This window comes from Bradyrhizobium sp. SRL28, assembly GCF_018596315.1.
GTDB lineage: Bacteria > Pseudomonadota > Alphaproteobacteria > Rhizobiales > Xanthobacteraceae > Bradyrhizobium.
In genome coordinates this window covers 277,376-288,100 of the sequence record NZ_JAHEAG010000007.1, presented here as the reverse complement: position 1 = coordinate 288,100, position 10,725 = coordinate 277,376, and the positions used below count along the sequence as shown (strand labels likewise).

At 62.6% G+C, this 10,725-nt stretch carries 12 protein-coding genes; 7 read left to right on the top strand and 5 right to left on the bottom strand.

Going from position 1 to position 10,725, the window contains the following annotated elements; translation table 11 throughout:
• The first annotated feature begins 15 nt into the window (after nt 1–15).
• The 5 genes from KIP88_RS18555 to KIP88_RS18535 all read left to right on the top strand — a co-directional run bounded on the left by KIP88_RS18555 (nt 16) and on the right by KIP88_RS18535 (nt 3,521).
• Entirely contained in the window at nt 16–318 is a 303-nt protein-coding gene (locus KIP88_RS18555) for a UBP-type zinc finger domain-containing protein (RefSeq protein WP_214489397.1), read from the top strand.
• Nucleotides 319–349: 31 nt separating this feature from the next.
• On the top strand, nt 350–1,276 hold the full coding sequence (locus KIP88_RS18550; RefSeq protein WP_214489381.1) for an alpha/beta fold hydrolase: 927 nt from the start codon (nt 350–352) through the stop codon (nt 1,274–1,276).
• 183 nt (nt 1,277–1,459) lie between these two features.
• Nucleotides 1,460–1,960, top strand: coding sequence for a hypothetical protein (locus KIP88_RS18545; RefSeq protein WP_214489380.1), 501 nt, complete (start codon nt 1,460–1,462; stop codon nt 1,958–1,960).
• 80 nt (nt 1,961–2,040) lie between these two features.
• A complete protein-coding gene (locus tag KIP88_RS18540) occupies nt 2,041–2,865 on the top strand; it encodes an alpha/beta fold hydrolase (RefSeq protein ID WP_214489379.1) in 825 nt (274 codons plus the stop codon).
• Nucleotides 2,862–3,521, top strand: a complete 660-nt coding sequence (locus tag KIP88_RS18535; RefSeq protein ID WP_214489378.1) for an NAD(P)H-binding protein — start codon at nt 2,862–2,864, stop codon at nt 3,519–3,521. The genes KIP88_RS18540 and KIP88_RS18535 overlap by 4 nt, the downstream gene beginning before the upstream one ends.
• A gap of 145 nt (nt 3,522–3,666) precedes the next feature.
• On the opposite strand, the gene KIP88_RS18530 is transcribed toward KIP88_RS18535, so the two are convergent.
• The 5 genes from KIP88_RS18530 to KIP88_RS18510 form a co-directional block, all read right to left on the bottom strand.
• Nucleotides 3,667–5,373 (bottom strand): adenylate/guanylate cyclase domain-containing protein, encoded by a 1,707-nt coding sequence (locus KIP88_RS18530; protein ID WP_214489377.1) that lies wholly within the window; start codon nt 5,371–5,373, stop codon nt 3,667–3,669.
• Between the two features lie 235 nt (nt 5,374–5,608).
• Nucleotides 5,609–6,370, bottom strand: a complete 762-nt coding sequence (locus tag KIP88_RS18525) for an ABC transporter ATP-binding protein (protein WP_214489376.1) — start codon at nt 6,368–6,370, stop codon at nt 5,609–5,611.
• Nucleotides 6,367–7,386: an iron ABC transporter permease gene (locus tag KIP88_RS18520; RefSeq protein ID WP_214489375.1), complete on the bottom strand. Its 1,020-nt coding sequence runs from the start codon at nt 7,384–7,386 to the stop codon at nt 6,367–6,369. The genes KIP88_RS18525 and KIP88_RS18520 overlap by 4 nt, the downstream gene beginning before the upstream one ends.
• 13 nt (nt 7,387–7,399) lie before the next feature.
• Nucleotides 7,400–8,422, bottom strand: coding sequence for an iron ABC transporter substrate-binding protein (locus tag KIP88_RS18515; protein WP_214489374.1), 1,023 nt, complete (start codon nt 8,420–8,422; stop codon nt 7,400–7,402).
• The gene (locus tag KIP88_RS18510; RefSeq protein WP_214489373.1) at nt 8,419–8,628 is read right to left on the bottom strand and encodes a molybdopterin-binding protein; all 210 of its coding nucleotides are present in this window, start codon (nt 8,626–8,628) and stop codon (nt 8,419–8,421) included. Before KIP88_RS18510 ends, KIP88_RS18515 begins: the two co-directional genes overlap by 4 nt.
• A gap of 302 nt (nt 8,629–8,930) precedes the next feature.
• Between KIP88_RS18510 and murA the strand changes: the two genes are divergently transcribed.
• Complete coding sequence (murA, locus tag KIP88_RS18505; protein WP_214489372.1) at nt 8,931–10,220, top strand: UDP-N-acetylglucosamine 1-carboxyvinyltransferase; 1,290 nt, start codon at nt 8,931–8,933, stop codon at nt 10,218–10,220.
• Nucleotides 10,221–10,237: 17 nt separating this feature from the next.
• Complete coding sequence (locus tag KIP88_RS18500) at nt 10,238–10,699, top strand: DUF2948 family protein (RefSeq protein WP_214489371.1); 462 nt, start codon at nt 10,238–10,240, stop codon at nt 10,697–10,699.
• Nucleotides 10,700–10,725 lie beyond the last annotated feature (26 nt).

Sequence of the window (10,725 nt, the reverse complement as noted above, 5' to 3'; positions counted from 1 at the left end):
GGAAGCGATTTCAGGATGTCCAAGGGCTGCAGCCACATCGCCGGCATTCAAACGGTCACGCCGAGTGCGCTCGGTTGCGAGGAATGCCTGAAAAGCGGAAGCCGGTGGCTGCATCTGCGGATCTGCCGCACCTGCGGCCACGTCGGCTGCTGCGACGATTCGCCGAACAAGCACGCGTCAGCGCACTTCCATGCCACCGGCCATCCCGTGATTGAAGGCTACGATCCGCCGGAAGGCTGGGGCTGGTGCTATGTCGACGAGGTGCTGTTCGATCTGTCGAAGCGAAAAACCCCACACAACGGACCACGCTACTACTGATCCTCTTTCAACGAAGAATGAGGAATCTCACATGCAATGCGTACCGAGAACGCTACGCGCCATCGCTTCTGTCATGTGGATGGCATTATCGGTCGCATTGATCCCTTCGAGCAGTTCGTTCGCGCAAGCGCCTCAGAGCAAATTTGCGGACGTCAACGGTGCCAGGCTGCACTATCTGGTTGCCGGCAAGGGCGATGCCGTCGTGCTGCTGCATGGCTTTGCCCAAACCAGCCATATGTGGCGGCCGCTGATCGCAAAGCTTTCCGACAAGCACACCGTGATCGCACCTGATCTGCGCGGCTTCGGCCAGTCGTCGGCGCCGGAGCGCGGATATACCAAGAAGGCGATGGCGCAGGACGTCCACGCATTGGTGAAAAGCCTCAAATACGACCGTATCCGGTTGGTGGGCCATGATATCGGGCTGATGGTCGCCTACGCCTATGCGGCGCAGTACGCGAGCGAAGTCGACCGGATCGTGCTGATGGAAGCGTTCCTGCCCGGCGTTGGCGAATGGAATAATGTCTTTCTGCTGCGCGATCTCTGGCACTTCCACTTCTTCGGCAAGACGCCGCTGGCACTGGTCACCGGCCGCGAGCGCATCTATCTCGAACATTTCTGGAACGATTTTGCCGCCGATGCCACGAAATCCGTGCCGGAAGCCGATCGTCAATTCTATGCCAAGGAGTATGCCAGGCCTGGCAACATGAAGGCCGGGATGGAGGTCTTTCGCGCATTCCCGCAGGACGCCGTCGAGTTTGCGGACCTTGCGAAGACCAAATTGTCGATGCCGATGCTCGTGCTGTCTGGCGAGAAAGCCGGCGGTCCGTTCCTGATCGAGCAAGGCAAGATGGTCGCGACTAACGTCGAGGGCGTGCTGGTGAAGGGGCGGGGGCATTGGCTGATGGAGGAGGCGCCTGATCAGGTGATTCCCAAACTGGTCGAATTTCTCAATCGTTAAAACTCGAACGAAGCACTGCCGTCATTTGTGACGGCAGTGCAAATATTTCGTGCATCATACAACTTTCGTTGATGTGTCTTCATTCACGCACATGCCTGCATTGCCGTCGCCGCACGCGATGCGTGTGGAAATTCTCCGCGCTGCGTCGTAACGTTTAGAACATTTCCAATGGAGGGGGCATCAATGATATTGGGTATGAGTGTGGCGACGTTCGTGATAGTTCATGTGGTCATCAGTCTGATTGCAATCGTTGCGGGCCTGATCGTGATGTTTGGAATGCTGGGCTCCAACCGGATGCCGGGTTTGACTGCAGTTTTCCTGCTGTTCACCATTCTGACCAGTGCCACAGGTTTTGTGATTCCGCCGCTGTTGACCGAAAAGCTGCTGCCCTCCCACCTGTTCGGCATTCTCTCTTTCATCTTGCTCGCGATCGCCTGCGTCGCGCTGTACGCCATGAAGCTCGCCGGCGCGTGGCGCTGGATTTACGTCGTGACCGCGCTGCTCTCGCTTTACCTCAACGTCTTCGTGCTGGTGACCCAGAGCTTCCTCAAGATCCCCGCGTTGACGGCGCTGGCGCCGGGCAACCCGCCCGCCGGACCAGTCTTCGCGGTTGCCCAGGGCATCGTGCTGGTGTTTTTCGTCGTCATGATCATCGGCGCCTGGCGGCGATTCCGCCCTGCGTGACTGAACGGCGCCTGTCGTCCGGCGAACGCCAGTTCGCCGGGGTGTGCCGTTGACTGCAACCAAGCAAGAGGAGAATTCCCATGCCTACCATCACGACCAAAGACGGCGTCGAGATCTTCTACAAGGACTGGGGCAAAGGTCAGCCCATCGTGTTCAGCCATGGCTGGCCGTTGTCATCAGACGACTGGGACACGCAGATGCTGTTCTTCCTCAATAACGGCTTCCGGGTCATCGCCCATGACCGCCGCGGCCATGGCCGCTCCAGCCAGGTGGCCGACGGCCACGATATGGACCATTACGCCGACGACCTCGCGGCGCTGACCGCGCATCTCGATCTGAAGAACGCTGTTCACGTCGGCCATTCCACCGGCGGCGGCGAGGTGGTGCATTATATCGCCCGCCACGGCGAGAGCCGGGTCGCGAAGGGAGCGATCCTGAGCGCAGTGCCGCCGCTGATGGTGCAGACGACGGCCAATCCCGGCGGCTTGCCCAAGGAAGTCTTCGACGGCCTTCAGGCGCAGCTCGCGGCCAACCGCTCGGAATTCTATCGCGCGCTGCCGTCGGGTCCGTTCTACGGCTACAACCGGCCGGGCGCCAAGCCGTCGGAAGCCGTGATCGAGAACTGGTGGCGTCAGGGCATGATGGGCGGCGCCAAGGCGCATTACGACGGCATCGTCGCCTTCTCGCAGACCGACTTTACCGAGGATCTGAAGAAGATCACCGTGCCGGTGCTGGTGATGCATGGCGACGACGACCAGATCGTGCCCTATGAAGACTCCGCGCCGTTATCGGCGAAGCTGCTGAAGAACGGCACGCTGAAGACCTACAAGGGCTTTCCGCACGGCATGCCCACCACGGAAGCCGCCACCATCAACGCCGACCTGCTCGCGTTCATCAAATCATGAAAGTCATCCTGTTCGGTGCCACCGGCATGGTCGGGCAGGGCGTTCTGCGTGAGTGTCTGGTCGATGCCAGCGTCACCGAAGTACTGGCGGTCGGGCGCAGCCCGACCGGGGTACAGCACGCCAAGCTGCATGAAGTCCTGCACGATAATTTCACGGACTTCTCGAAGATCGAATCCCAACTTGCCGGATACGACGCCTGCTTCTTCTGCCTCGGCGTCTCCTCGATCGGCATGGATCCGGAGCGCTACCGGCATCTGACCTACGATGTCACCATGGCTGCGGCAAAAACGCTGGCGCGGCTCAACCCCGGCATGGTGTTCACCTACGTCACCGGCAAAGGCACTGACTCCACCGAGCAAGGCTCGCTGAGATGGGCGCGGGTCAAGGGCAAGACCGAGAACGATCTCTTGAAGCTGCCGTTCAAGGCGGCCTACATGTTCCGGCCCTCCGGCATCCAGCCGCTGCACGGCGTCAGGTCGAAGACCGGATGGATCAACGCGGTCTACGCCGTCACCGCGCCGCTGCTGTCCTGGATGGTGCGAGCCACGCCGAACCACATGACGACAAGCGAACAGCTCGGCCGCGCCATGATCAAGGTGGCGCGGGATGGCTATCCGAAGCCGATACTGGAGAGCGCGGATATCAACGCGGTTTAGGCGTGACGCACCGAAGTTGATGTCCGCTTTGCTGCTGAAGTGACGCGGCTGCTGCGCAGCGGCGAAATGACGCGATGGGTCAGAAGCTGACTCATGCACCGCAGCAAATTAACCGCTATTCCACCACCTCGTCGCAGTTGGAGAGCTACTCGGGCAACCCCGCTTTCCGAAGACCCTCAATCTCCAGCTTCGCTTGTGCTTGTCTGCGCTGACCCATCCTCGCGGATATTGTGAAGGCGGGATCGAGTTCCAGCACACGCGCCGCCGCCTCACGCGCCTCGGCGTCGCGTCCGAGATGGGCGAAAGCCGACGCGAGAACGACGTTGACTGCCGGGAAGGAGGAGTTCTGACGTAGGGCCTTCTTCCCTGCGACGATGGCCTCCTCAAAGCGACGAAGCTCAATAAGGGCCATCCCCATCCCGGTAAATAGCCGGTATAGTAGCGGATCCACCGGGCTCGCGCGAATGGCACGTTCAAAGCTGCGGATCGCTTCCTCCGGCAGCCCCGCATTTCGATGGACCCAGCCTCTACAGATCCATGCGACATATGAATTCGGGTTGAGCGCGACGGCCCGGTCAGCCATTTCGATCTCACTTTCCCTATCGCCGACCATGAACGTCGAGGTTAATGCAGCCCATGCCAACGTGTCCGGATCACCATCGTCGAGGCTGAATGCCAAGCGCATAAGCCGAATTGCTTCTTGGCGATCAAACTGCGGATCGTCGGCGTAGCCCAAAACGACGTTGTTCGTGTGAAGGACCGCTGCCAGAGCGGCGACAAGGCCAAACCGGGGGTCCAGTTCCAAAGCGCGATGAGCCAGCCTGATCGCCTCGGTCAAACTCTCGCGGGTCGTCAGGTAAAAATGTGGCATGGCTCGGAGATAAAAATCATAGGCGGTGGGGTTCTCCGGTCTCCGCCGGGCGGCCATTGCAATTTCTGTTTGAAACAATTTTGGCTGAATGGCTGAGACAACCGCAGCCGTCACTTCGTCTTGCAGGGCGAAAACATCCGTCAGGTCACGTTCGAACCTGTCCGCCCAAATGTGCGCGCCAGTAATCGCATCAATCAACTGGCCGGTGATACGGACTTTCCCCGATGCTTTGCGCACAGCCCCCTCAAGGACATACCGCACACCAAGCCTGCGCCCGACTTCCTTGATATCGACGGCTCGGCCTTTGAAGGTGAAGCTCGAATTGCGAGCGATTACGAACAACGATTTGAACCGTGAGAGTGCGGTGATGATCTCCTCAACCATCCCATCAGCAAAATACTCCTGCTCGGGATCCCCGGACATGTTCTGGAACGCTAGAACCGCAATAGAAGGTTTATCTGGAAGTGGAGGGGCCGCACTCATCTTCTCCGTCAACGCGCCATGCGCTTGCGCGCGTACAGCGTAAGCGCGGACCGGCTTGGCGATGTTCTTGAGCTGCTGTTCGCCCCGGTCCTCGAAGCCAGCGTCCAGCTTGCCTTCGACTTCGCTGTACACCTTCTCGGAAATCAGGATGCCGCCCGGATCGGCGACCCCCTCCAGCCGGACCGCAATGTTGATCCCGTCGCCAAAAAGATCGCCGTCAGCCCCGACGATAACCTCCCCGAGATTGACCCCAATGCGTAGCTTAAGGGAGCTTCGACCTGACGCGATGCTTTCCTGTATCTCCACCGCGCATCGCACCGCGGCCGACGGACTTGCGAACTCGGCCAACGCGCCGTCACCCGTGGTCTTGATCAGTCGCCCGTCGTGGCGGGAGAGGCCAGGCTCGATTACTTCGCACTTCAGCCGCTCGAACTCGGCGTAGGTGGCCTCCTCAGCGCGTTCCATCAGCGCGGAATAACCAACCACGTCGGCGGCCAAGATCGCCGCCAATCGCCTTTGAACCCGGTGCTCCGTCACAGCGCCCTCCGAACGACCAGGCAAAACACGTCGTTGGGACAAGCAGGAGCCTAGCACTTTGTTGTGGAGCTGTGAGCGGTAATCGCGGGACGGCCCTATTGCCACCCAGCGGGCGGCCCGTGGCACCGCGGCAATAAGCGTGCGTCAACTCGGGAGGTCCGAATTAGTCAAAAGCACCAGGTGCCGGGGGCGGACCTCACCCCGGAATGAACGCCGTCCCGGTCGCATCGGTGATCATCTGCACCGGTGCCCCGTAGAGCGCTTCCAGCCGCTCCCGCGTCAGGATCTGCTGAACCGGCCCCTCGGCAAGGCGCGCGCCGTCGCGCAGCAGATAGGCGTGGTCGGCCGCGCGCAGCGCATGATTGGGATCATGGGTGGTGAAGAGAACGCCAAGGCCGCTAGCCGCCAGCGCGCGGATCTCGCGCATCACCTTGCCTTGATTGCCGAAGTCGAGATTGGCGGTCGGCTCGTCCAGAACGATGAACTGCGGCTCCTGCGCCAGCGCGCGCGCCAGCAGCACCAGCTGGCGCTCGCCGCCTGAAATCATGGTGTAGGGCCGTTGCGCTAACGACGCGATCCCGAAGCGCTCGAGCATGCTGGCCGCGATCTGGTGGTCCTTCGCCGTCGGCCGGGCGAACAGATCGCCATGCGCGGTGCGGCCCATCAGAACAACCGCTTCCACGGTGAATGCAAATGTCGCGACATGGGTCTGCGGCACATACGCGATCAGGCGTGCGCGCTCGCGGATGGAGCGGGCCGACAGAACCGTGCCGTCGAGACGCACTTCGCCGGCCTTCGGCGCCAGAAGCCCGAGCAGCGTCTTGAGCAGCGTGGTCTTGCCGCCGCCGTTCGGCCCGAGCAGCGCAAGCACCTCGCCCTTTTGCAGCTTGACGTCGAGGCCGGTGCCGACGATGCGGTCCTGATAGCCGATGGTGAGCTGATGGCCCTCGAGGGTCATGACCAGGTCTTCTGCACGCTGGCGAGCAGCCAGATGAAAAACGGCGTGCCGATCACGGCGGTGAGAATGCCGAGCGGAATTTCGACCTGCGCCAGAGTGCGCGCCAGCGTATCGATCAGTAGCAGATAGCCGCCGCCGAGGATGGCCGCCGCCGGCAGCAGCCGCGCGAAATCCGGGCCCACCAGCGATCGTGCCAGATGCGGCACGACGAGGCCGACCCAGCCGATGATCCCGGCGGTGGCGACGCTGGCCGAGGTGACGAGCGTCGCGGCGGCGACGATGGCAATGCGCAGCGGCCCGGTCGCGACGCCGAGCGCGCGCGCCTCTTCCTCGGGGAGCGACATCACGTTCATGCGCCAGCGCAGCGCGATCAGCACGGCGGTGCCGGCGGCGACCGGGCCGACCAGCGGCAACAGGTCGTGAACCCCGGTCGCAGACAGGCTGCCGAGCAGCCAGAACGTCATCGCCGGCAACTGGTTGTAGGGGTCGGCGAGATACTTCACGAGGCCGACGCCGGCGCCGAACAGCGATCCGACCACGACGCCGGTCAACACCAGCACCAGGATCGGGTCGCGCGAACGCACCGATGTCCCGATCATGTAGACGATGCCGACCGCGATCAGCCCGCCGACAAAGGCGATCGCCTGGATCGCGAACACGCCGAGCGAGAGATAGATGCCGACCACGGCGCCAAGCGCCGCGCCCGACGATGCTCCAAGAATATCCGGCGAGACCAGCGGGTTGCGAAACAATCCCTGAAACGCCGTGCCGGCCACCGCGAGCGCGGCGCCGACCAGCATCGCCGCCATCACGCGTGGTCCGCGCACCTGCCATATGACGCTTTCGACCGCTGGCGATATATCGCCGCGAGGGCCGCCGACCTTCGACAGCAGCACGCCGATGAGATCGCCTAGCGACACGGGATAGCGCCCGACCGTAAGCGCCAGCAGCAGGCCCGCAATCAGGACCGCGATCGCGACCGCAAATCCGGGCAGGGCGGATCGGGCATTGTTCATGTGGGGAAGGCTATCAATCCCGGCCCGCAAGTACATGGTCGATTTGAGCCGATGGCGGCGTGACGTGATAGAAACGCGTGTAGAAGTCCGCGGTCAGCGTCCGCAGATCTTCCGGAAAGCGCTCCGGATAAAGAATCTTGGCGAGCCACCACAGTCCGATCAATCGGTTGACGGACGGCGGAAAATCCACCCAGCCGAACGGCATCTTGGGCGACAGATGGATCCGGTTGTCGCGCACCGCCTTGACCGCAGCCCAGGACGGATCGTTTCGCACGGTCGCCGCGAACTCCTGATCGATGGTGACGATCACGTCGGGATTCCACACCAGAACCTGTTCGATCGAAACGTTGGCGAGGCCGCCCTGGGTTTCGCCGGCAACATTGCGGCCGAGCATTTCGATGGTCTCGACATTGATCGAGCCGCCGAGCCCGGTCGACAGCCCGCGCGGCCCCCGCGCATAGTAGACCTTTGGTCGCTCGTTTGCGGCAATCGGCTCGATGCGGCCGAGGATGGTCTTGAGCGTATCCTCGGCGTAGCGCGCCAGTTTTTCCGCATCCTCAGGCCGGCCGATCAGCGTTCCTAACGTGCGATAGGTCCCGGCAATCGCCGCAAAGCGGCCATCCAGCAGCGCGTAGGGGATGCTGGTCTGCTCTTGCACGCGATCCGCCAGCGAGACAAAGGTGGCGCTGGTCGAACCGATGTCGAGAATGAGGTCGGGCTTCAGCGCCAGCACCGTTTCCAGATTGGCGGTGTTGCCGCGCCCGGTGATGCGCCCGACCTCCGGCCGTGTGCAGATGTCCGGCAGCATGTAAGCGCATTCTTCAGGCCGGTTGGCGCGCGGCCAGCCGATCAGCAGTTCAGGCGCCAGCGTATAGAGCAGGATCGCCGCCGGTGGCCCGGCCGGAAACACGCGCGATACTTTTGCGGGGACCGGCACGTTGCGCCCTGCGGCATCCCTGATGGTTTGTGCGAGTGCACTGCGCGGCGCAATCAGCGCCGCCGACAGGCCCGCGATCAGGGTGCGACGGTCGATCACTCCGTGCCCACCATCACGTCGCTGGCCTTGATCACGGCGATGGCCGCCTTGCCCTTGGCGAGATTGAGTTCATCGACCGCCTCATTGGTGATCGCAGAGGTAACGATGACACCGCCGCCGATATCGATCCGGATATGGGACGTAGTCGCGCCCTTCACGACATCGACGATGGTGCCCTTGAGTTGGTTGCGCGCGCTGATCTTCATTGGGAACTCCGTCTCCTGTCCGAACAAGGTTGATGCCGAAAATCCGTGAGCGGCTAAGGATGCGCTGTCCTCCTGACGTCAGTATGAACAACGCGAACGGCCAGGCGCGGGGTGTTCGGCCATGATTGTCAAACCACAATCCGCGCTGACAGCCAAGGCGGCCGGGAGATGCATGATGTCGGGGGCAATGTCAGTCTGATCGGCCAAATCAGGTGTTGCCTCATCAAATAGCCGTAAATTTCCAAGCTTTTGCGAGTCGATCAATCTGTCCGATCATTTGTGCAGAGCAAAAGGGTTTTGGCATGGACCGCATTCGTATCGTTGGCGGCAGCAAGCTCAACGGCACCATCGCCATTTCCGGCGCGAAGAATGCCGCCCTGCCGCTGATGATCGCAGCGCTCCTGACGGAGGAAACGCTCGTCCTCGACAACGTGCCGCGGCTTGCCGACGTCGCGCAGTTGCAGCGCATCCTCGGCAATCACGGCGTCGACATCATGTCGGCGGGCAAGCGGCCGGGCGACCGCCAATATCAGGGCCAGACCCTGCACATCTCGGCAGCCGACATCATCGACACGACCGCACCTTATGATCTGGTGTCGCGGATGCGCGCCAGCTTCTGGGTGATTGCACCGCTGCTCGCGCGGATGCACGAGGCAAAGGTCTCGCTGCCGGGCGGCTGCGCCATCGGCACGCGACCGGTCGATCTCCTGATCATGGCGCTGGAAAAGCTCGGCGCCGAACTCACCATCGATGGCGGCTATGTGGTGGCCAAGGCGCCCGGCGGCCTGCGCGGCGGCGAGATCGATTTTCCCAAGGTGACGGTGAGCGGCACCCATGTAGCCCTGATGGCGGCGACGCTTGCGAAGGGCGCGACCATCATCACCAACGCTGCCTGCGAACCCGAAATCGCCGATGTCGCCGATTGCCTGAACAAGATGGGCGCGCGCATCAACGGCGCCGGCACGCCGCGGATCGTGGTCGAGGGCGTCGAGAAGCTGCACGGCGCGCGGCACACCGTATTGCCGGATCGAATCGAGGCCGGCACCTATGCGATGGCGGTCGCCATGACCGGCGGCGACGTGCAGCTTTCCGGCGCGCGTCCCGAATTGCTGCAGTCGGCGCTCGACGTGCTGACGCAAGCCGGCGCCGTCATCACCGTCAACAATGACGGTATCCGGGTCGCGCGCAATGGCGCGGGGATCAAGCCGGTGACGGTGTCGACCGCGCCTTTCCCCGGCTTTCCGACCGATTTGCAGGCGCAATTGATGGCGCTAATGGCCTGCGCCGGCGGTTCCTCGCAGATCACCGAGACCATTTTTGAGAATCGTTTCATGCACGTGCAGGAACTCGCGCGGTTCGGCGCGCGTATATCACTCGACGGCGAGACCGCGACCATCGATGGCACCGCCACGCTGCGCGGCGCGCCCGTGATGGCGACGGACCTGCGCGCCTCGGTGTCGCTCGTCATCGCAGGGCTTGCCGCCGAGGGCGAAACCATGGTCAACCGCATTTACCACCTCGACCGCGGCTTTGAGCGGCTCGAGGAAAAGCTTTCGGCCTGCGGTGCGTCTATCCAGCGCATCAGCGACTAGAAGATTATCGAGGACCTATGCCGGCGCCCGATTCGCTCAAACTGATTGCGCTCGATGCCGACGATCTCGCCGTCATATCGGCCCATGTGCAGGACGCCCGTGTCCAGGCGTCCGACATCGTCTGGCGGCAGGACGAAAAGCGGCTGGTGGTCGGCCTGAACAGGCTGGACTGGGAGCAGACCCTGTCAGGCGGAACCGAGCCGCGCCGTTCGATCGCGGCACTGCGCTTCGACCGTGTTTTGGCCTGCAAGTCGCGCAACATAGATCTGGAGCAACCCAAGGCGGTGCTGGAACTGGTCGGGATCGAATTCCATCCCGGCGAGGCCCCCGGCGGCAGCGCGCTGCTGCTGTTCAGCCATGGCGAGGCGCTGCGGCTGGACGTCGAATGCCTGGAATGCGAGCTGACCGACCTCGGCACCGACGACCTCGGCACCAGCGACCTCGCCATCGCACCCCTGGGGCCGGAGGGGCGAGGATGATACCTCTCCATCGTCGTCCCCGCGAA